The 19,908-nt window shown below is 70.2% G+C and carries 19 protein-coding genes and 1 pseudogene; 10 read left to right on the top strand and 10 right to left on the bottom strand.

The annotated features are described in order from the left end of the window. Positions 1–134: 134 nt before the first annotated feature. The 3 genes from A5659_RS24770 to A5659_RS24760 all read right to left on the bottom strand — a co-directional run bounded on the left by A5659_RS24770 (position 135) and on the right by A5659_RS24760 (position 3,541). Positions 135–959, bottom strand: a complete 825-nt coding sequence (locus tag A5659_RS24770; protein WP_066881685.1) for an SDR family oxidoreductase — start codon at positions 957–959, stop codon at positions 135–137. A gap of 168 nt (positions 960–1,127) precedes the next feature. Further along, positions 1,128–2,753: a chaperonin GroEL gene (groL, locus tag A5659_RS24765; protein ID WP_007768358.1), complete on the bottom strand. Its 1,626-nt coding sequence runs from the start codon at positions 2,751–2,753 to the stop codon at positions 1,128–1,130. A 215-nt stretch (positions 2,754–2,968) separates the two neighbouring features. Beyond that, entirely contained in the window at positions 2,969–3,541 is a 573-nt protein-coding gene (locus tag A5659_RS24760) for a TetR/AcrR family transcriptional regulator (protein WP_066881686.1), read from the bottom strand. A 103-nt stretch (positions 3,542–3,644) separates the two neighbouring features. Between A5659_RS24760 and A5659_RS24755 the strand changes: the two genes are divergently transcribed. Beyond that, a complete protein-coding gene (locus A5659_RS24755; RefSeq protein WP_067184930.1) occupies positions 3,645–4,556 on the top strand; it encodes an SDR family NAD(P)-dependent oxidoreductase in 912 nt (303 codons plus the stop codon). Here A5659_RS24755 and A5659_RS24750 read toward each other — a convergent pair. Continuing rightward, positions 4,553–5,251: a M24 family metallopeptidase gene (locus tag A5659_RS24750; protein ID WP_067021823.1), complete on the bottom strand. Its 699-nt coding sequence runs from the start codon at positions 5,249–5,251 to the stop codon at positions 4,553–4,555. The genes A5659_RS24755 and A5659_RS24750 overlap by 4 nt on opposite strands. A gap of 29 nt (positions 5,252–5,280) precedes the next feature. Here A5659_RS24750 and A5659_RS24745 point away from each other — a divergent pair, with 29 nt between their 5' ends. Then, positions 5,281–5,775 carry a cupin domain-containing protein gene (locus A5659_RS24745; protein ID WP_066867554.1) on the top strand — a complete coding sequence of 165 codons (495 nt, stop codon included), beginning with the start codon at positions 5,281–5,283 and terminating at the stop codon, positions 5,773–5,775. 379 nt (positions 5,776–6,154) lie between these two features. Here A5659_RS24745 and A5659_RS24740 read toward each other — a convergent pair whose 3' ends face one another. Then, entirely contained in the window at positions 6,155–6,763 is a 609-nt protein-coding gene (locus A5659_RS24740; RefSeq protein ID WP_067021825.1) for a TetR family transcriptional regulator, read from the bottom strand. Positions 6,764–6,862: 99 nt separating this feature from the next. Between A5659_RS24740 and A5659_RS24735 the strand changes: the two genes are divergently transcribed. The 3 genes from A5659_RS24735 (at position 6,863) to glp (ending at position 10,241) form a co-directional block, all read left to right on the top strand. After that, entirely contained in the window at positions 6,863–7,927 is a 1,065-nt protein-coding gene (locus A5659_RS24735) for a S9 family peptidase (protein ID WP_067021827.1), read from the top strand. 137 nt (positions 7,928–8,064) lie between these two features. Then, positions 8,065–9,015, top strand: coding sequence for an SDR family NAD(P)-dependent oxidoreductase (locus A5659_RS24730; protein WP_067184933.1), 951 nt, complete (start codon positions 8,065–8,067; stop codon positions 9,013–9,015). Between the two features lie 20 nt (positions 9,016–9,035). Next, positions 9,036–10,241, top strand: a complete 1,206-nt coding sequence (gene glp, locus A5659_RS24725) for a gephyrin-like molybdotransferase Glp (protein ID WP_067184927.1) — start codon at positions 9,036–9,038, stop codon at positions 10,239–10,241. Between the two features lie 112 nt (positions 10,242–10,353). On the opposite strand, the gene A5659_RS24720 is transcribed toward glp, so the two are convergent. Beyond that, positions 10,354–11,565, bottom strand: coding sequence for an MFS transporter (locus A5659_RS24720; protein ID WP_067184923.1), 1,212 nt, complete (start codon positions 11,563–11,565; stop codon positions 10,354–10,356). A 65-nt stretch (positions 11,566–11,630) separates the two neighbouring features. On the opposite strand from A5659_RS24720, the gene A5659_RS24715 reads away from it, so the two are divergent. Genes A5659_RS24715 through A5659_RS24705 form a run of 3 tightly spaced genes read left to right on the top strand, consistent with a single transcriptional unit; the run spans position 11,631 to position 15,396 of the window. Further along, positions 11,631–12,353, top strand: a complete 723-nt coding sequence (locus A5659_RS24715) for a phosphatidylserine decarboxylase (protein WP_082976182.1) — start codon at positions 11,631–11,633, stop codon at positions 12,351–12,353. Further along, positions 12,350–13,213, top strand: coding sequence for a CDP-diacylglycerol--serine O-phosphatidyltransferase (pssA, locus tag A5659_RS24710; protein ID WP_066872514.1), 864 nt, complete (start codon positions 12,350–12,352; stop codon positions 13,211–13,213). Before A5659_RS24715 ends, pssA begins: the two co-directional genes overlap by 4 nt. After that, positions 13,210–15,396, top strand: coding sequence for an AAA family ATPase (locus A5659_RS24705; protein WP_067021830.1), 2,187 nt, complete (start codon positions 13,210–13,212; stop codon positions 15,394–15,396). The genes pssA and A5659_RS24705 overlap by 4 nt, the downstream gene beginning before the upstream one ends. Here A5659_RS24705 and A5659_RS24700 read toward each other — a convergent pair. Then, a complete protein-coding gene (locus A5659_RS24700) occupies positions 15,370–15,966 on the bottom strand; it encodes a TetR/AcrR family transcriptional regulator (protein WP_066872508.1) in 597 nt (198 codons plus the stop codon). The genes A5659_RS24705 and A5659_RS24700 overlap by 27 nt on opposite strands. A 21-nt stretch (positions 15,967–15,987) precedes the next feature. Here A5659_RS24700 and A5659_RS24695 point away from each other — a divergent pair, with 21 nt between their 5' ends. After that, positions 15,988–16,818: a DUF2867 domain-containing protein gene (locus tag A5659_RS24695; RefSeq protein WP_066880006.1), complete on the top strand. Its 831-nt coding sequence runs from the start codon at positions 15,988–15,990 to the stop codon at positions 16,816–16,818. Between the two features lie 5 nt (positions 16,819–16,823). Beyond that, positions 16,824–17,744 carry an SDR family NAD(P)-dependent oxidoreductase gene (locus A5659_RS24690; RefSeq protein WP_067184917.1) on the top strand — a complete coding sequence of 307 codons (921 nt, stop codon included), beginning with the start codon at positions 16,824–16,826 and terminating at the stop codon, positions 17,742–17,744. A gap of 11 nt (positions 17,745–17,755) precedes the next feature. Here A5659_RS24690 and A5659_RS24685 read toward each other — a convergent pair whose 3' ends face one another. The 3 genes and pseudogenes from A5659_RS24685 to A5659_RS24675 all read right to left on the bottom strand — a co-directional run. Then, positions 17,756–18,574, bottom strand: coding sequence for an enoyl-CoA hydratase-related protein (locus A5659_RS24685; protein ID WP_067184914.1), 819 nt, complete (start codon positions 18,572–18,574; stop codon positions 17,756–17,758). Next, positions 18,571–19,593 carry a TIGR03617 family F420-dependent LLM class oxidoreductase gene (locus A5659_RS24680; protein WP_067184910.1) on the bottom strand — a complete coding sequence of 341 codons (1,023 nt, stop codon included), beginning with the start codon at positions 19,591–19,593 and terminating at the stop codon, positions 18,571–18,573. The genes A5659_RS24685 and A5659_RS24680 overlap by 4 nt, the downstream gene beginning before the upstream one ends. Before the next feature lie 28 nt (positions 19,594–19,621). Next, positions 19,622–19,908 (bottom strand): annotated as a pseudogene (locus A5659_RS24675) (ATP-dependent protease); the annotation flags it as partial.

Genomic DNA, 19,908 nt, shown 5'->3' with positions numbered 1-19,908 from the left:
GCGGCTCACGGATGAGACTGTAGTTAGGTCGATGGCGGCGACCCGCTTCGGCCGGCTCCGCCGCGCTCGCGATCGCCGCTGAGTCCGACGGCGGCGACCCGGCTTCCCCGGCTCCGCCGCGCTCGCGATCGCCGCTAGCCCGCTGAGCCGTCCCTACGCAGGCTGGGATGCTGATTCCGCAACAGCGGCAACAACACCCGCCGCGGCATGAACTGAAACAGGCGGGTGCTGATCTGGCTCGGTAAGCCCGGGATCACCGTTCCGCGGTCGTGGTCGAGCGCGTCGACTCCGGCGCGCGCCACCTCACGCGACGGCTTCCACATGAACTTCGGGAACGCATCGGCGAATTCCCGCTCGTCCATGCCGGCGCTCTTCACGAACTCGGTGTGCACCGGCCCCGGGCACAGCAGCGCGACGGTGACGCCGGTGCCGGCGAGTTCACCGCGCAGCCCCTGGGTGTAGTTGTTGACGAACGCCTTGGTGGCCGCGTACCCGATCTGCCCCGGAAACGGTTGGTAGCCCGCGGTGGATCCGATGTTGAGGATCGCGCCACGGCCGCGCGGCACCATCTGCTGGACCGCGCGGGTGCTCAGGTCGATGACGGCCTCGACGTTGACCCGCACCTGGGCGATCTCGGCGTCGACGGGCGTCTTGGTCACCGAACCCATGGTCCCGATGCCGGCGTTGTTGACCAGGATGTCGACGGTCAGGCCGCGGCGGCCGACCTCGTCGAGAAGGCCGGCGCGCGCGGCGGAATCGGCGACGTCGCAGGCGATCACCTCGACGCGTACCCGGCCGGCGAGTTCGTCGGCCAGCTCGCGCAGCCGGTCCTCCCGGCGGGCGACCAGTGTCACGCCGTGGCCGCGGGCGGCCAGTTCGCGGGCGATGTCGGCGCCGATGCCCGACGACGCGCCGGTGACGACGGCGGTGCTTTCGGGGGAGGGAGTCGGAAGGGCCACACGTTCACACTACGGGCGCCGAACGTGAAGCTGGCCGCACGCTCGGCGTCGAATGTGCGGCTAACTTCACACTCGCGGAGCGACGCCCGGGCGTCGAGACGTCCCGTAGACACGAAAAAGCCCGGCCCCTTGTGGGGGCCGGGCTTTCCCGTGCTTGAGTCGTCGGACTTAGAAGTCCATGCCGCCCATGCCACCGGTCGGGTCGCCCGCGGGTGCGGCCGCCTTCTCCGGCTTGTCAGCGACGACGGCCTCGGTGGTGAGGAACAGGCCCGCGATGGACGCCGCGTTCTGCAGCGCCGAACGGGTCACCTTCACCGGGTCGGCAACGCCGGCCTTGAGCAGGTCCTCGTACTCACCGGTCGCGGCGTTCAGGCCGGTACCGGCGGGCGAGTTGCGGACCTTCTCGGCCACGACGCCGGGCTCCAAACCACCGTTGAAGGCGATCTGCTTCAGCGGAGCCTCGAGCGCCACACGGACGATGTTGGCGCCGGTCGCCTCGTCACCGGTGAGCTTCAGCTCGTCCAGCGACGGGGTCGCGTGCAGCAGGGCCACGCCACCACCGGCGACGATGCCCTCCTCGACGGCGGCCTTGGCGTTGCGGACGGCGTCCTCGATGCGGTGCTTGCGCTCCTTGAGCTCGACCTCGGTCGCGGCTCCGGCCTTGATCACCGCAACACCGCCGGCCAGCTTGGCCAGGCGCTCCTGCAGCTTCTCGCGGTCGTAGTCCGAGTCGCTGTTCTCGATCTCGCTGCGGATCTGGGCCACCCGGCCGGCGATGGCGTCGGAGTCACCGGCGCCCTCGACGATGGTGGTCTCGTCCTTGGTGACGACGACCTTGCGGGCCTTACCCAGCAGGGCGACGTCGGCGCTCTCCAGCGACAGGCCGACCTCTTCGCTGATGACCTGACCACCGGTGAGGATGGCCATGTCCTGCAGCATCGCCTTGCGGCGGTCTCCGAAGCCGGGAGCCTTGACGGCCACCGACTTGAAGGTGCCGCGGATCTTGTTGACGACCAGGGTGCTCAGCGCCTCGCCCTCGACGTCCTCGGCGATGATCAGCAGCGGCTTGCCGGCCTGGATGACCTTCTCCAGCAGGGGCAGCAGGTCCTTGACGGTCGAAACCTTGGAGCTGACCAGCAGGATGAAGGGGTCCTCGAGGACGGCTTCCTGACGCTCCGCGTCGGTGACGAAGTAGCCCGAGATGTAGCCCTTGTCGAACCGCATGCCCTCGGTGAGCTCGAGCTGCAGGCCGAAGGTGTTGGACTCCTCGACGGTGATGACGCCCTCGTTGCCGACCTTGTCCATCGCCTCGGCGATCAGGTCGCCGATCGACTGGTCGCCCGCGGAGATGGCCGCGGTAGCAGCGATCTGGTCCTTGGTCTCGACCTCTTTGGCCGACTTGAGCAGGGTCTCGGTGACCTTCTCGACGGCCTTCTCGATGCCGCGCTTCAGACCCAGCGGGTTGGCACCGGCCGCAACGTTGCGCAGGCCCTCGCGGACCAACGCCTGGGCCAGCACCGTGGCCGTCGTCGTGCCGTCACCGGCGACGTCGTCGGTCTTCTTGGCGACTTCCTTGACCAGCTCGGCGCCGATCTTCTCGTAGGGGTCCTCCAGCTCGATCTCCTTGGCGATGGAAACCCCATCGTTGGTGATCGTGGGGGCGCCCCACTTCTTTTCCAGGACGACGTTGCGGCCCTTGGGACCCAACGTCACCTTTACCGCGTCGGCGAGGGCGTTCAGCCCCCGCTCGAGGCCGCGACGGGCCTCCTCGTCGTACGCAATTGTCTTGGCCATTGCGAAGTGATTCCTCCGAAACTATGGGGTGACACTCAGGGCGACCGCTTGTCGGGTCGCCCCATCAACGCTGTGGCCGGGTGCAGTGCCCGCGACGGACGGCTAGGTGTCTTCCGCTTGCCGCGGCCCTGGCCTCACCGTCCCGACCTAGCACTCGCTGGTCGCGAGTGCCAACGTCATTCTTAGCACTCGCCTATGTCGAGTGCAAGAAGAGGTCAGCCCGATCGCCCAGCGCGTAAACCGTCGACGACGACGTCGGTCACCCGCTCGGCCAAGTCCGGGTTGTAGGCCTCCGCGGCCTGACACCCGACCATGATCGCCTTGACTTCGCGCACCCCGATGTCCTGGCGCGCGGTGCCCGCCCGCTGCGCGGCCCGCAGCAGTTCGTCGAGCATGGCCAGGAACGCGTCCTCGGCGTCGGGCGCCGCGCTGGCGATGTCGATCCCGAATCCGGCCAGCGCGTCGACCAGGCCGCGATCCGCCGCGCCCCAGTGCAGCACCATCGAACGCAGCAGGGCGAATAGCGCCTCGCCGGGTCCGAGGGTGTCCAGCAGGGCCCGCCCGTCGTCGACCAGCCGCTGCATCCGGTCCTCGATGACGGCCTGGAACAGCGCCTCCTTGGTCGGGAAGTGCCGGTAGACGGTGCCGGCCCCGACGCCGGCGCGGCGCGCGATCTCGTCGATGGGTACCGAAAGGCCCTCGGCCGCGAAGGTGTCATAGGCGACTTCGAGCACGCGCGCGCGGTTGCGCGCCGCATCGGCACGCAACCGGCGTTCGGGCCGTGCCATCTGTTCACCATCCATCGATTGACAAACCGGGGCGTGCGTTCCGTATAGTCGGATTCAACCGGAGCGCCCGCCCCGTTTACTCTACAAGTTCAAGGAGTCTCTCATGGCCAAGTGGACCACCAAGGACATTCCCGACCAGACCGGACGGGTCGCCGTCATCACCGGGGCCAATACCGGATTGGGCTACGAGACCGCCCTGGCGCTGGCCGACCGCGGCGCCCACGTGGTGCTGGCGGTGCGCAACCTGGACAAGGGCAAGGACGCGGCCGCCCGCATCACCGCCCACAGCCCCCACGCCGACGTCGCGCTTCAGGAGCTGGACCTGACGTCGCTTCAGTCCGTGCGGTCCGCCGCCGAGCAGTTGCGCACCGCGCACGACCGCATCGACCTGCTGATCAACAACGCGGGCGTGATGTGGACGCCGAAGTCGACCACCAAGGACGGCTTCGAGTTGCAGTTCGGCACCAACCACCTGGGCCACTTCGCCCTTACCGGCCTGCTGTTGGACCGGCTGCTGCCGGTGGCCGGCTCGCGGGTCGTGACGGTGAGCAGCCTCGGCCACCGCATCCTGGCCGACATCCACTTCGACGACCTGCAGTGGGAGCGCAGCTATAACAGGGTCGCCGCCTATGGACAGGCCAAGCTGGCCAATCTGCTGTTCACCTACGAGCTGCAGCGGCGGCTGGCTCCGCACGGGACGGCGATCGCCGTCGCCGCTCACCCCGGCGGCTCGCGCACCGAACTGACGCGCAACCTTCCGCCGCTCGTCGAGCGGGTCGTGACTCCGGTGTTCGGCCTGATCTCGCAGGACGCGGCCGCGGGCGCGCTGCCGCAGTTGCGCGCCGGCACCGACCCGGGCGTGCTCGGTGGCCAGTACTTCGGACCGGACGGCATCGGCGAGATGCAGGGCAGCCCGAAGGTGGTGACATCCAGCGTCAAGTCGCACGATGCCGAACGGCAGCGCCGGTTGTGGACGGTGTCGGAGGAACTGACCGGGGTGAAGTACGCCGTTTAGCCCAGATCGAGCAGCTGCTCGTAAAAGCCGCCGAAACCGCGCGGGCGATCGACGAGGTGGATCTCGAGGATCCAGTGACAGATGCGCCCGCGCGGATCGGTGCGGCGCATCGGCTTGTTCGACCCGGGCATGACGTACCACTGGACGCCCCGGCCGGCGATCTTCTTGTGCGGAAATTCGCCGATCAGATGGCCCGCGATATGGCTGCCCCACTCGAAGCCCTCGGCGCGGGCCACGCCGACGACGTAGTCGAACAGCTCGGCGCCGGTGATCCCGGAGTTGCTCGCGAAGTGGTCGCGGCCGGCCTGCCACACCCGTGGCAGGGCGTCGCGAAGGGCGATCTTGTGCGGGTCGTCACCGAGCACGAACGTCCGCCCGAAATCGGCCTCCCACTCCTCGAAGATCGGCCCCAGGTCCAAAAAGACGATGTCGTCGTCGGCGATCATCCGGTCCGGCGGGCGTTCCTGGAACGGCTGCAACGTGTTCTCCCCGGCGCGCACGATCCGCCGGTGCCAGTGCCGGGTCACCCCGAACATCTCCCCGGCGAGGTCGTGGATCTGGTCGGAGAGTTCCTTTTCGGCCAGCCCGGGCCGGATCATGGCCCGCCGCTCGATCTCGTCGAACAGTTGGCCGGCCTTGTCTTCGGCGTCCAGCAGCCGTTGCACGCGAACATCTTCGGCGCTCGATCCCTTCACACCGGCGATGCTATGCGCACACTGGAACCATGTCCCTCGTTGTGCCGCCCTACCCGCCAGCCCGCTACACCAAGGACGAACCGGAGATCAGCGCCTGGCTCAAGCGGGCCGATCAGCCACCCGATTACGAAACCTCCGGCGTCAAGTACCACTACCTGGCCAACCAGCAGGACACCGCCGGCGATTACGGCCTCTACCGGGTCGACATCGCGCCGGCCGGCGGCGGTCCACCGGCACATTTTCACCGCGCCATGTCCGAGGCGTTCTTCGTCCTGTCCGGGACGATGAAGCTCTACGACGGCACCGAGTGGACGGACGGTCACCAGGGTGACTTCCTCTACGTGCCACCCGGGGGCGTCCACGGTTTTCGCAACGAGGCGAACGAACCGGCATCGATTCTAATGCTGTTCGCGCCCGGCGCGCCGCGCGAGGCGTACTTCGAAGGCTTTGCGGCCCTGGCGGATATGACCGACGACGAGCGCCGCGAATGGTTCATCCGGCACGATAATTTCTGGGTGCAGTAAACCCTTGCATTAACGCGAAATTTGTTCCGCCGTAACGTTTCTGATGGCGCCGCCGGCCACGGGACCGATGGGCGTAGGGTGTGGCCGTGCGAACGAGGAAGCCGTCGAAACGGGCCGCGGCCTGGATGCGGCAACGGATCGATTGGTCGATGAGCGCCCCGGTGATGATCAGCCTGCGCGTCAAACGCCCAAAACCCCGGAGCACACCGGACTTTCGGCCGCGCCCACCAGCGCCGGTCGCCGTACGCGAACGCGGCACCCGGGTCAGCGGCTATCAACGGGGCGGGCGAGGGTTGCGCGATCGCGCCCGGGCACGCCTGTCGCTCGCACCGCCCGCGATGACACGGCGGCCCCGCGTACCGCGCACGCCGGGCCGGCGCTACGTCGCGCCCGTCAGGTCGCCGTCGACGTAGCGCTGCAGGTTGGGCGTGATCGCCGCGAGCATTTCCTCGTTCGTCATCGACGCGAGGGGCTCGATCTTCCAGACGTAGCGCATCAGGGCCAGGCCGATCGTCTGCGACGCGATCAGGCCGCTGCGGACAAGGCGCTCGTCTTCGTCGACCCCGAGATGTGCGACGCCCATCAGGCTGCCGGCGACGACGCGTCGTAGCTTTTCGCGGGTGGTCGGTTCGTGCGCCGCGGTCTGCAGGATGGCGTGCAACGTCGGCCCGATCTCCTCGTCGTCCCAGCTGGCCAGCATCAGCTCCAGCACGGCGGCGCCGAGTTGTTCGACCGGCGTAACCCAGACCTTGGCGACGTCGTCGAGCCACTTCTGCGGCGGGTTCGTCGCCGCGTCGAGCAGCTTCTCCTTGGACCCGAAGTAGTGGTAGACCAGCGCGGGATCGACGTCGGCGGCCCGGGCGATCGCGCGGATGGTGGTGCCCGCCCAGCCGTGTTCGGCGAATTCGACGCGGGCCGCGGCCACGATCCGCGCGGCCAGCACGCCGCGCTCATCGCGCGGGCCGGGCGTGGTCGACCTCTTCGGCATGAGTTTCATCGTAGCGTGAATTTCCTCTTGCGTTGAGACTAGTTTCACCGTAGCGTGAGACTAGTCTCAACGGGCCGTGAAAATGAGGGGCTGGCCATCATGTACACCTACGACATCGACGCGTCGGCCATGTTCGACGACCGCACCGAGCAGTTCGCGAAGTTCGGGATCCCGCGCGAGGACATCGAGCGGGTCCGCGCGGCCGTCGACGACATGTGGGCCGATGCGCCCGGCGGCTGGGTCTATGAATGGTCTTTGCTGGCAAGCGAATACGCCGAGCGAACCGAACATCGGATGGCGTCGCTGGTCTACGGGTGCGCAAAGTTTCCCTGCCTCACCGACGCGGCGCGGGCCAAAGCGATGCAGCACCAGCTCGAGCAGTTCCAGTTGGCGGCCGGCGATTTCCCGGTGCACTTCGAACGGCGCTTCCTCACCGTCGCCTACCGCGACGGGTCCGTCGAGGTGCCGGTGCACCTGTATTCGGCCGACGGTGACTACGCCGCCCGTCCGGTGCTGATCGCCAGCGGCGGCGTGGACACCTGGAAGATGGACATCCACCCGTGGTGGGTCGCATTCACCCAGGGCGCGGGCGTGACCACCATGGCCTTCGACCATCCCGGCACGGGCGAAACCGCGATCCCGCTCGACCAACACGCCGACGAGGTGATCCGCGGGCTCGCCCGCCACGCCCGGACGCTGGGCGACGGCCGGGTCGCGCACTTCGGCGCATCGTTCGGCGGCAACTTCGCCGCGATGTCGGGACTGTCCGGAATCGTCGATGCCGCAATCGATCTCGGCGGTCCCGTGGTCGCCGCCTTCGGTCCCGACAATCTCGCGAAACTGCCCTACGGCATGCACGACATCCTGGGCAACGCGATGCAGTGGGACCACTCCCGGACCCTCGATCAGCTCAGCGCCGGAATGGAACGCCTGAATCGCGCGGATCTGCTTGCCCAGCAAACTAATTCGGCGATGTTGGTGATCAACGGCGCCGACGACTATTTCGTCCCGCAATCCGACACTTTAGACTTCCGGGGCCGCCGCGACACCGAGGTGCACCTGGTCGAGGGCACCGGCCACGTCGCGATGAGCAAAGCGCCCGAGGTGGTGCCGAAGATCATCGCCTGGCTGCGCCGCCAGATGGGATCGACCCCGACGGGCTGACAAACCCGCGCGGGTGGCGAATCCGGCGGAAATCGCTGTCGGGATAACGGTTTTTCATCGCAGGCCCACGGCCGGAACCGTCGAATGCCCGTCGCCCGACACGACGCCCTCGACCGTCGATGAGTATGTTTTGGGCCATGGCTTCCAACGACAAAGAGAACCGCAACTGGTCGGAGGGCGATGTCCCGGATCAAAGCGGCCGCGTCGTCGTCGTCACCGGCGCCAACACCGGCATCGGGTATGAGACGGCCGCCGTCCTGGCCTATCGCGGCGCCCACGTCGTGCTGGCGGTGCGCAATCTCGAGAAGGGCAACGCGGCGCTGTCGCGCATCGTCGCCGCCGGCGGCCAAGGGCGCGGGAAAGTAGATGTCACGCTGCAACAGCTGGACCTGACCTCGCTGGACGCGATCCGGTCGGCCGCCGACGCGCTGCGCGCGGCGTACCCCCGCATCGACCTGCTGATCAACAACGCGGGCGTGATGTGGACGCCCAAGCAGGTCACCCAGGACGGTTTCGAATTGCAGTTCGGCACCAACCACCTGGGCCACTTCGCGCTGACCGGGCTGCTGCTGGAAAACCTGCTGGGGGTGCGGGATTCGCGGGTGGTGACGGTCAGCAGCCTCGGGCACCGGCTGCGGGCCGCGATCCATTTCGACGACCTGCAGTGGGAACACCGCTACGACCGGATCGCCGCCTACGGGCAGTCCAAGCTGGCCAACCTGCTGTTCACCTACGAGCTGCAGCGACGGCTGGCGGCCAACCCCGACGCGAAGACCATCGCCGTCGCCGCGCATCCCGGCGGCTCCAACACCGAGCTGGCCCGCAACCTGCCGGGCGTCTTCCGGCCGGTGAAGGCCGTGCTGGGGCCGCTGCTGTTCCAGAGCCCGGCCATGGGCGCGTTGCCGACGCTGCGAGCCGCCACCGATCCGGCCGTTCAGGGCGGGCAGTACTTCGGCCCATCGGGATTCCTCGAACAGCGGGGCCGCCCGAAGCTGGTCGACTCCAGCGCCCAGTCCCACGACGAGGAGCTGCAGCGCCGGCTGTGGGCCGTCTCCGAAGAACTCACCGGCGTCCGCTTCCCCGTCTGACCCGGGAGATAATGGCTCCGATGCGCTCAGTCGCCGAACATCAGCGGGTTGTCAGCGAGTTGATTCGTGCCCGGCCGCCGGTCGCGGTCCCGCTCGCCGAGGCCCAGGGCCTGGTGCTGGCCGAGGACGTGGTGGCGCAGCTGGCGTTGCCGGTCTTCGACAACTCGGCGATGGACGGTTACGCGGTGCGTGCCGAGGACACGTCGACCACCACGCCCGAACACCCGGTGGTGCTGCCCGTCGCCGAGGACATTCCGGCCGGGCGCACCGACGAACTGACGCTGCAGCCCGGTACGGCCCACCGGATCATGACGGGCGCGCCGCTGCCGGCCGGGGCGACGGCAGTCGTGCCGGTGGAGGACACGGACGGCGGCGTGGACGTCGTGTCGATCCGCGCGCCACGGGAGGCGGGCAGGCACATCCGGCGCGCGGGCGAGGACGTCGCGCCCGGCACCACCGTCTTGCGCCAGGGTCAGGTCGTGACGCCGGCGGTGCTCGGCTTGGCGGCGGCGCTGGGCATCGCCGAGTTGCGGGTGATTCCGCGCCAGCGGGTGCTGGTGATCTCGACCGGTTCGGAGCTGGTGACGCCGGGCACCGCGCTGCGGCCCGGGCAGATCTACGAGTCCAACTCGATCATGCTGGCCGGCGCCGTTCGGGATGCAGGCGCCGAGCTGGTCGGCGTGGCGACCGCGGAAGACGAAGTGGCCCAGTTCAGTTCGATCATCGACCGATACGCCGGTGACGCCGACCTGATCATCACCAGCGGCGGCGTCAGCGCCGGCGCCTACGAGGTGGTCAAGGACGCCTTCGGGCGGGAGGGCGACCAGGGCGTGGAATTCGTCAAGGTCGCCATGCAGCCGGGCATGCCGCAAGGCGTGGGACGGGTGGCCGGCGCGACGATCGTCACGCTGCCCGGCAACCCGGTCAGCGCGCTGGTGTCCTTCGAGGTGTTCATCCGTCCGGCGCTGCGCAGGGCCATGGGCCTGCCGGATCCGGACCGTCCGCTTCGCACCGCGGTGCTCGCGGAGTCGCTGACCTCGCCGCGCGGCAAGCGCCAATTCCGCCGCGCGGTGCTGGGAGACGACGCCAGCACGGTCACCAGCTACGGGCCCCCCGCCTCGCATCACCTGCGGTGGCTGGCGTCGGCGAACGGGCTGCTGGACATCCCCGAGGACGTGGTCGAGGTGCCCGAGGGGACCCAGCTGCAGGTCTGGGATCTGCGCTAGCTCGGCGACGATGCAGCCCGCGCAGTGGGGTGAGGAGGAGGCGGGCAATCAGGCCTAGCTCGGCGACGATGCAGCCCGCGCTGGGGGGTGAGGAGGAGGCGGGCAATCAGGCTTAGCCGGCGGGCGTGGCCACGTCCCGATGGAACTCGTCGGCCTTGTCGAAAGCCGGGGTGCAGCGGATGGCGATGCCGACGATCGCCATCATCACCGGAATGGTGACCAACGCCGCCGACAGCCCCACCCGGCCGGATAGGTGCCCGATCAGCGGCGGCCCGAGCAGATATCCCAGCCAGCCGGTGGCGGCCACGATGGCGATCGCCGATCCGGCGCTGCTGGCGCCGTAGGCCGCGCTGAACGCGGTCGGCACCAGCAGCGCAACGCCGGCGCCCAGCGCCGCGAAACCGAGCACGCCGATCCAGGCGTTGGCGGTCGCCAGCGTCACGCTCATGCCCACGACGGCCATCAGCGCCAGCCCCGGCAGCAGCCGGCGACTGGGCACCCGCGCGTGCAGCCGCGGTGCGCCGAACCGGGTGACGACCATCGCACACGTGTAGCCGGCGTAGCTCACCGCGGCGACGCTCGGGCCGGCGCCGACGACGTTGCGCAAATAGTTGGCCGACCAGTCGGTGGCGGCGCCTTCGCACAGGAACGAGGCGAACGCCACGGCCGCCAGGATCGCCACGGTCGGCGTCATCCAGGCCCGGTCGCCTTCCGCGTGGCCCGTCGGCGCCGCCGTCTCGGCCGCGTCGGGGATCAGGCGACGGGTCAGGGTTTCCACCACGATCAGGACCGCCAGCCCGAGCGCCGTCAACTGGACGGTCAGGCCGACGCCCGCGCTGACGCAGACCGCGCCGATCACCGCCCCCGCCAGCGCCCCGAGGCTCCACATGCCATGGAAGCGCGCCATGATCGGGGTCCCGGCGAGCCGCTCGACCGTGCCGGCCTGGGTGTTCATCGCGACGTCCAGCGCCCCCTGGAACAGCCCCCACAACGCCAGCGCCGCGAACAGCGCGGCCGCGGACCGGGCCAGGCCCACGGTCGTGCCGGCCGCGGCGTAGCCGGCCACCGTGACCGGGATCAGCCGGTGGCTCCCCCAGCGGGGCAGCGCCCAGTGGCTGACCGCCGTGGCCACCACCGAGCCCAGCGGCGCGCCGAACAGCGCCGTTCCGAGCGTCGCGTCGGACAGGCCGAGCCCCGCCTTGACATGCGGAATGTGGGCGGCCCAGGACGAGAACACCAGCCCGTGCGCGAGGAAGACGGCGGTGACCGCGACTTTCGCCCGGCGCACTCGTAGTGCCGTTCGATCGGCGCTGTGCGATTGCATGTCGAACGTGGGCGTTCCCCCTGCGGGCGTCCACGAATCAGTCGCGGGCTCCGTAAGATGGCCGCGTGGCACGCCGCCCCCGCACTGTCGGCCCCTCCGCTCAAGACCCGGGCTTCAGCCCGCAACACGCACTGGAACTGGTGCGTTCCGCCGTCCCGCCGGTGCATCCGGCCGGCCGACCGTTCATCGGCGCCGGGCTGGCGCTGGCCCTGGTCGGCCGCAGGCACCGATGGGTGCGACGGGCGGGCCTGCTGGCCGCCGGCGCCTGCGCCGGCTTCTTCCGTCACCCCCCTCGGGTGCCGCCCGCCCGGCCCGGCGCGATCGTCGCGCCCGCCGACGGCGAGATCTGCGTGATCGACTTCGCCGCCCCGCCCGCCGAATTGAGCATGGGCGACGCGCCGCTGCCGCGGGTCAGCATCTTCCTGTCGCTGCTGGACGCCCACGTGCAGCGCGCGCCGGTCAGCGGCGAGGTGATCGCCGTGCAGCACCGGCCTGGCCGGTTCGGCTCGGCCGACCTGGCCGCGGCGAGCACCGAGAACGAACGCACCAGCCTGCACATCCGCACACCCAGCGGCGCGGACGTCGTCGCGGTGCAGGTCGCCGGGCTGCTGGCCCGGCGCATCATCTGCGACGCGCACGTCGGGGACAAGCTGTCGATCGGTGATACCTACGGCCTGATCCGGTTCGGGTCCAGGCTGGACACCTACCTGCCGGCGGGCTCCGAACCGCTGGTCAAGGTCGGTCAGCGCGCGATCGCCGGCGAGACCGTGCTGGCCGAGCTGCCATGATCAGCAAGCCGCGCGGGCGGCCGGCGGTCAACCTGCAGATCCTGCCGAGCGCGATGACGGTGCTCTCGGTCTGTGCGGGGTTGACCTCGATCCGGTTCGCCCTCGAACACCAGCCCAAGGCCGCGATGGCGCTGATCGCCGCGGCCGCGATCCTGGACGGGCTCGACGGGCGGGTGGCCCGCATCCTGGACGCCCAGTCGCGGATGGGCGAGCAGATCGACTCGCTGGCCGACGCGGTGAACTTCGGCGTGACCCCGGCGATCGTCCTCTACGTGACGCTGCTGACCAAGTCACCGGCCGGCTGGGTGGTGATCCTGCTCTACGCGGTGTGTGTGGTGCTGCGGCTGGCACGTTTCAACGCTTTGCAGGACGACGGCAGTCAGCCGGCCTACGCGCACGAGTTCTTCGTCGGCATGCCCGCGCCGGCCGGCGCGATCTCGATGATCGGCCTGATCGGACTCAAGCTGCAGTTCGGCGACGGTTGGTGGACGTCGCCGCTGTTTCTGTGCATCTGGATCACCGGGACGTCGATCCTGATGGTCAGCAAGATCCCGATGCGCAAGATGCACGCGGTCGCCGTGCCGCCGAGCTGGGCGGCGCCCCTGCTGGCGGTCCTGGCGATCTGCGCGGCGGCGGCCGTGCTGGCGCCCTACGTGTTGATTTGGGTGCTCATCGTCGCCTATCTGTGCCACGTGCCGTTCGCCATCCGCAACTCGCGCTGGCTGGCCGCGCACCCGGAGGCGTGGGACGACGAACCCAAGCAGCGCCGCGCGGCGCGGCGGGCGATCCGCCGGGCACAGCCCAACCGCCGGTCGGTGGCGCGGCTGGGCCTGCGCAAGCCGGGCAGGCGCCTGCCGTGAGTCGCTCCGGCGACGACTCGGGCCCGGCCCGTCAGCTCACCCTGACCGCCCGGCTGAACACCTCCGCGGTGGACTCTCGCCGCGGTGTCATCCGCTTGCATCCGAATGCCATTGCCGCGCTGGGCATTCGGGAATGGGACGCGGTATCGCTGATCGGGTCGCGGACCACGGCGGCGGTGGCCGGCCTGGCCGGCCCGGACACCCCGGTGAGCACCGTGCTGCTCGACGACGTGACGCTGTCCAACGCGGGTCTGCGCGAGGGCACCCCGGTGGTCGTCGGCGCGGTCACCGTGTACGGCGCGCGGTCGGTGACGCTGGCCGGCTCGACGCTGGCCACCCAGTCGATCACGCCGGTCACGCTGCGACGAGCCTTGCTGGGCAAGGTGATTACCGTGGGCGATGCCGTCTCGCTGCTGCCCCGCGACCTGGGCCCGGGCACCTCGACGTCCGAGGCCACCCGCGCGCTGGCCACCGCGGTCGGTATCAGCTGGACCTCGGAGCTGCTGACCGTCACCGGCGTCGACCCCGACGGGCCGGTGAGCGTGCAGCCCAACACGCTCGTCACCTGGGGCACCGGCGTTCCGTCCGGTGCCAGAACCTCGTCGCGGATATCGGTCGAGGTCGCCAGGCCGGAGATGGTCGTCGAGGAACTCAAGGGCACCCAGCCCCAGGCCGCCAAGCTGGTCGAGTGGCTCAAGCTCGCGCTCGACGAACCGCATCTGCTCAAGACGCTGGGTGCGGGCGCCAACCTCGGGGTGCTGGTGTCGGGCCCGGCCGGTGTGGGCAAGGTGACCCTGGTGCGCGCGGTGTCCGGCGACCGCAGGCTGGTCACGCTCGACGGCCCGGAGGTCGGCGCGCTGGCCGCCGAGGACCGGCTCAAGGCCGTGGCGTCGGCGGTGCAGACGGTCCGCGACGGCGGTGGGGTGCTGCTGATCACCGACGTCGACGCCCTGCTGCCGGCCACCGCCGAGCCGGTGGCCTCGCTGATCCTCGGCGAGCTGCGTACCGCGGTGGCCAGCGAGGGCGTCGCACTGATCGCCACCTCCGCGCGGCCCGACCAGCTCGACGCCCGGCTGCGGGCCCCCGACCTGTGCGACCGCGAGCTGGGCCTGCCCCTTCCCGACGCCGGCACCCGCAAGGCGCTGCTGGAGTCGCTGCTGCGCAACGTGCCCACCGGTGACCTTGATCTCGACGAGATAGCTTCTCGCACACCGGGTTTCGTCGTCGCCGACCTGGCCGCGCTGGTGCGCGAGGCGGCGCTGCGGGCGGCGTCGCGGGCCAGCTCCGACGGCCGGCCGCCGGAGCTGAAACAGGAGGATCTGGCCGGGGCGCTGACCGTGATCCGCCCGCTGTCCCGTTCGGCCAGCGAGGAGGTCAGTGTCGGCAACATCACCCTCGACGACGTCGGCGACATGGCCGAGGCCAGGCAGGCCCTGACCGAGGCCGTGTTGTGGCCGTTGCAGCATCCCGACACCTTCGCCCGGTTGGGCGTGCAACCGCCGCGCGGGGTGCTGCTGTACGGGCCGCCGGGCTGCGGCAAGACCTTCATCGTGCGAGCGCTGGCCAGCACCGGGCAGCTGTCCGTGCACGCCGTGAAGGGCTCCGAGCTGATGGACAAGTGGGTGGGCAGTTCGGAAAAGGCGGTGCGCGAATTGTTTCGGCGCGCCCGGGATTCGGCGCCGTCGCTGGTCTTCCTCGACGAGGTGGACGCGCTGGCGCCGCGACGCGGGCAGAGCTTCGACTCCGGCGTCACCGATCGCGTGGTGGCCGCGCTGTTGACCGAGCTCGACGGCGTCGATCCGCTGCGCGACGTGGTGGTGCTGGGCGCCACCAACCGGCCCGATCTCATCGACCCCGCGCTGCTGCGCCCGGGACGGCTGGAGCGGCTGGTCTTCGTCGAACCGCCCGACGCCGCGGCGCGCCGCGAAATCCTGTGCACCGCGGGCAAATCCATTCCGCTGAGCGCCGACGTCGATCTCGACGAGGTGGCGGCCGGACTCGACGGCTACAGCGCCGCCGACTGCGCGGCGCTGCTGCGGGAGGCCGCACTGACCGCGATGCGCCGATCCATCGACGCAACCGACGTGACGGCCGCCGATCTCGCGACGGCACGCGAAAACGTCCGTCCCTCTTTGGATCCCGCGCAGGTCGAGGCGCTACGGGCGTTCGCCAAAGCTTTGTAGCACTGCCAGGGCCGAGGCCGCCACGTCCTTTTCGAGCCAGGACGGCATCGGGTCGTCGTGCGCGTGGCGCCGCACCACGGCGTAGGGCAGGTCGGCGACCGCACGGGCGACGGCATCGACGGAGCGCGCCCTGGAATTCCCGTACAGTTCGCGCGCCAGCGCCGCGACGCGTTGGGTCAGCGGAGCGTTCATTTCGGCGAGTGTCTGCCGGAAGGCCGCGTCGGGCTCGTCGTCGAGCAGGTCGCCGGGCCGGATCGTCAACAGCAGCCGGGCATCCTCGGGGAGGGAGCGCGCGAAAGCGACCGCGGCCACGGCCATCGCGACGGCGGTGTCGGTCGGGGTCTCGCCGTCAGCGGCCAGCGCACGCTCCTGGAAGCGTCGCAGCGCGCGCAGCCACGCCGCCGTCAGGATGCCGTCGCGGTTGCCGAACCGGTGATACAACGTGCCCGCCGGTGCGCCACTGGCTTTCGCGATCGCCGCCACGCTGGCCGCACGTGGTCCGCCGTCGAGCACCAGCGTCCGGGCGGCGTCGAGAATCACATCGGTTTCATGCTTCCGCGGAGGCGCCATGATCTAGTACATTCCTTCTATATGGAACGATTACCCTATATCGACGAGCATGCCATAACCATCGACGCCAACCGCGACGACACGTGGTCGGCGCTGCTGCGGGTGATGTGCCGCGACCCGCACGACCCGTCGACCGTGCCCTTCGGCTTCATCCTGGACGAGGCCCGGCCGCCGGCACGGTTCGCGCTCAAGGGCCGCCACTGGTTCGCCGTCTACCGGTGGGTGTTCGAGCTGGACCCGCTCGAGGCCCCCACACGCACCCGGCTGCGGGCGGCCACGTGGGCCGACTTCCCCGGTATGCACGGCAAGGCGTACCGGGCGCTGGTGATCGGCACCGGCGGACATCGTGTCGTCGTGCGGCACACCCTGAAACGCGTTGCGGCGGCGGTGCTCGACGAGCGGGCGCGCACCGGCGAGGCCGCCGCCGATTATGTGGACGTCTTCGAAGTCCCCATCGCCGCCGGAGATGCGCGCACCGCCGAAGAGGCGTTCCGCGACGGGCTCGGCGACAAACCCGGCGCGGGCGGACAGCTGGTGTTGTGGATCCACCGCAACGTGCTGCGGCTGCGCCTGGGTCCGGCCCGCTCCGCCGACCACCTCATCGGCTGGCCGATCGTCCGCTCGGACCCCGACGAGCTGGTGTTGGCCACCCGCGGGCCGCTGATGCGCGGGGAGTTGACGCTGCGCCGCCAGGACGGTCGGCGCGCCGTCCTCACCACCCGGCTGCACTTCCGCCGCCGGGTCGCGGCCCGGGCGGTCTGGGTTTTGATCGGCCCCCTGCACCGGGTCGTGGCGCCGCGGCTGATGCGGCGCAGCGCTCGCCGGGGCCGCGAACTCGCGGCGATAAGTTAGTCCGCATGACCGAACGCCCGACCGCGCTGCACATCGTCGACGGGATCGACCTGTCCGGCACGACATCGGTGATCACCGGCGCGTCGTCGGGCCTGGGCCGCGCGGCGGCCCGGGCGCTGGCCGCCGCGGGCGCCCATGTCATCTTGGCCGCCCGCAACGCCGACGCGCTCGCGGAGACGGCGCGCTGGATCGCGACCGAGGTCGCCGGCGCCCGGACCTCGACGGTGCCGCTCGACCTCACGGCGCTGTCCAGCGTGCGGGCGGCGGCGGCCGCGATCGCCGACATCACCCCGGCCGTCGACGTGCTGATGAACAACGCCGGCGTCATGTTCACGCCGTTCGGACGCACCCGGGACGGTCTCGAATTACAGATCGGGACAAACCATTTCGGGCACTTCGAACTCACCCGCCTGCTCATCCCCCAGCTGACCGCCGCCGGCGGGGCCCGGATCGTGATCCTGTCTTCGGGGGGCCACGTCATGGGCGACGTCGACTTCGACGACCCCAACTGGGAGCGGCGCGACTACGACAAGTTCGCCGCCTACGGCGCTTCCAAGACGGCGAACATCTTGCACGCCGTGGAGGCCGATCGGCGCCTGCAGGGGGCGGGAATCCGCGCCTACGCCGTGCATCCGGGCACCGTGGCCACCTCGCTCGCGCGGTACATGTCGCGCGCGGATTTCTCGCGGCTGCGCAAGCTCGCCGCCGAGAACAGCCCCGAACCCTCCGACGGTTTCGTCGAGTTCGTCATGCCCGAACAGGGTGCGGCCACACAGGTGTGGGCGGCGGTCACTCCGGAGCTGGCCGATCGGGGCGGCCTCTACCTACAGGACTGCCGGATCGGCGAGGCCGCACCGCGCGCCCGCGACCCGCAGCGCGCGGCCGAACTGTGGGACCTCTCCGAAAGGCTCTGCGCCACAGCCTGATACGCGCCGATTCACGGTTCGGGAAGCGACGACCACTCTTGGGACAGCCGGGCGGTGAAGTTCGGCGGCCGGTGGTCGCGGAACGCGGCGACGCCCTCGCCGGCGTCGGCGCCGCCCATCACCCGCTCGTGCAGCCGCGTTTCCAGCGCGGCGACCTGTCGCGGTGTGTAGTGGTTGATCGCGGTGTCCCACAGCAGGCGTTTGCACAGGGCCGCCGACATGGGCGCCACGTTGACCACGATGTCGCGGGCCACGGTCAGCGCGTGGTCGAGCACCCGGTCGGCGGGCAGTGCCCGGTTGGCGATGCCGAGGGCGGCGGCCTCGGCCCCGCCGAAGGTTCGCCCGGTCAGCAGGATGTCGGCGGCTACGCCCAGGGTGGTCAACTGGGTCAGCGTCCAGTGCGCCATGCAGTCGGGCAGCACGCCCCGGCGGACCTGCACCACACCGTATTTCGCGTCTTCGGCGACGAAGCGGATGTCGGCCTGCAGCGCGATGGTCAGGCCGATGCCGATGGCGTGGCCATTGACGGCGGCGATCACCGGTTTGCGCAATTCGAAGGCGGCCGGCGTGATCGGTGACGCCGAGAACGCGCCGGGGTCGGCGGGGGCGTCGAAAGGGCTTGCGTCACCGGAGAAATCGGCCCCGGCGCAAAACGCGCCTCCCGCTCCGGTGAGCACGATGGCCCGCACGTCGTCATCGTCGTCGCAATCGCGGTACGCGCGGCTCAGCAGCGCGCCCATCTCGGCGGTGTAGGCGTTGAGCCGCTCGGGCCGGTTGAGGGTGAGCACCGCCACGCCCGAGTCCATGTCGACCGTCAGGTCCTCGCTCATGGCAGCGCGGGTACCCGGTGCAGGGCACCGATCATGTCGGCGACGTCCGCGGGGCGCGGCGTGTAACCGGGGAAGTAACAGCACACCTCGTCGGCGTGCTCGCCGAACCGGGCGGCGATCTGCTCCGCGCATTGCTCGGGCGTGCCGACGATCCCGATCCTTGCCACCATCTCGTCGGTGATCAACCGGCGCATGTCGGCGAAGCGGCCCTGCTTGGACAGCGCGTTGAGGTCGGGCTGCACACCGGCCCACCCCTCGACCTCGAGCACGGGCAGGTAGGCCGGCGTCGAGCCGTAGAACGCGATCAGGGAAGCCACCCCGTTGATCGCGGCCGCCAGGTCGGCCTCGTCGCGCCCGACGGCCACCATGGCCTGGGCGATGATCTGGAACTCATCGAACGACCGCCCCGAGCGGCGCAGCCCCTCGGCGATGGCGGCGACGGTGCGATCGGCGAAGTGGCGGGCACTGTTGAACGGCATCACCAAAAGGCCGTCGGCGACCTCGGCGGCGGTGCGCGTCATCAGCGGACCCAGCGCGCCCAGCAGCACCGGGGGCGGCCCGAACGGATTGGGCCCGGGGTTGAAATTGGGCGCCATGATGGTGTGGGTGTAGAACTCGCCGCGAAAGTCCAACCGGGCGTGGCCTTCCCACGCGGCGAATATCGCCTTGATCGCGGCGATGGCTTCGGCCATTCGTGGCGCCGGCCGCTCCCACCTACTGCCATAACGCTTTTCGATGTGCACCTTGATCTGGGAGCCGAGGCCGAGGCGGAACCGGCCGCCGCTGTAGAGCTGCAGATCGTAGGCGGAGTGCGCCATGTGCAGCGGGCTGCGCGGCGGGGCGATCGCCACGTTGGTCATCAAGTCCAGGCCGGTCGTGCCGGCGGCGATCAGCAGCGGAAAGAAGACGTCGTGCTGGCCTTCGAAGGTGAACAATCCGTCCGCGCCGGTGGCGACGATCTCGGCGGCGCTTGCGGCCGCCTGCGCCGGTGAACCGCTGACCTGGAGCTGTACCTTCATGCACCATCCTTCCGCGAAAGCCGCCCGGTCATTCGGAAAGCTGAAACTCCACCACTTCGGCGACCGCGTCCACGGCTTCGCGCAGGGCGGCGAGGCGGGCGGCCGCCGTCGGTGCCGACAGCACCGAGTAGCGGTCGGCCGTGCCGATCGGGATGCGAGACGCCAACGCGAACAGGCGCTTTCCCGCCGGGCCGCTCCGGTCCTCGCCCAGGATCACCTCGCGGTCCGGCAGCTTGATGTCGCGCGCCTGCGCGATCCGCTCGAACAGCGCCATGGCCCGGTCTTCGAGGTCGAGCAACTGGGCGTCCGACACCG

It is taken from the genome of Mycobacterium sp. 1165196.3, assembly GCF_001673415.1.
Classification (GTDB): domain Bacteria; phylum Actinomycetota; class Actinomycetes; order Mycobacteriales; family Mycobacteriaceae; genus Mycobacterium; species Mycobacterium europaeum_A.
This window is presented reverse-complemented; position numbering and strand designations above follow the sequence as displayed.

Bases quoted from the DNA above. Each gene is read 5' to 3' on its own strand.
- groL (WP_007768358.1), bottom strand. From the start codon at position 2,753: ATGGCCAAGACAATTGCGTACGACGAGGAGGCCCGTCGCGGCCTCGAG.
- A5659_RS24760 (WP_066881686.1), bottom strand. From the start codon at position 3,541: ATGGCACGGCCCGAACGCCGGTTGCGTGCCGATGCGGCGCGCAACCGC.
- A5659_RS24755 (WP_067184930.1), top strand. From the start codon at position 3,645: ATGGCCAAGTGGACCACCAAGGACATTCCCGACCAGACCGGACGGGTC.
- A5659_RS24745 (WP_066867554.1), top strand. From the start codon at position 5,281: ATGTCCCTCGTTGTGCCGCCCTACCCGCCAGCCCGCTACACCAAGGAC.
- A5659_RS24740 (WP_067021825.1), bottom strand. From the start codon at position 6,763: ATGCCGAAGAGGTCGACCACGCCCGGCCCGCGCGATGAGCGCGGCGTG.
- A5659_RS24735 (WP_067021827.1), top strand. From the start codon at position 6,863: ATGTACACCTACGACATCGACGCGTCGGCCATGTTCGACGACCGCACC.
- A5659_RS24730 (WP_067184933.1), top strand. From the start codon at position 8,065: ATGGCTTCCAACGACAAAGAGAACCGCAACTGGTCGGAGGGCGATGTC.
- glp (WP_067184927.1), top strand. From the start codon at position 9,036: ATGCGCTCAGTCGCCGAACATCAGCGGGTTGTCAGCGAGTTGATTCGT.
- A5659_RS24720 (WP_067184923.1), bottom strand. From the start codon at position 11,565: ATGCAATCGCACAGCGCCGATCGAACGGCACTACGAGTGCGCCGGGCG.
- pssA (WP_066872514.1), top strand. From the start codon at position 12,350: ATGATCAGCAAGCCGCGCGGGCGGCCGGCGGTCAACCTGCAGATCCTG.
- A5659_RS24700 (WP_066872508.1), bottom strand. From the start codon at position 15,966: ATGGCGCCTCCGCGGAAGCATGAAACCGATGTGATTCTCGACGCCGCC.
- A5659_RS24695 (WP_066880006.1), top strand. From the start codon at position 15,988: ATGGAACGATTACCCTATATCGACGAGCATGCCATAACCATCGACGCC.
- A5659_RS24690 (WP_067184917.1), top strand. From the start codon at position 16,824: ATGACCGAACGCCCGACCGCGCTGCACATCGTCGACGGGATCGACCTG.
- A5659_RS24685 (WP_067184914.1), bottom strand. From the start codon at position 18,574: ATGAGCGAGGACCTGACGGTCGACATGGACTCGGGCGTGGCGGTGCTC.
- A5659_RS24680 (WP_067184910.1), bottom strand. From the start codon at position 19,593: ATGAAGGTACAGCTCCAGGTCAGCGGTTCACCGGCGCAGGCGGCCGCA.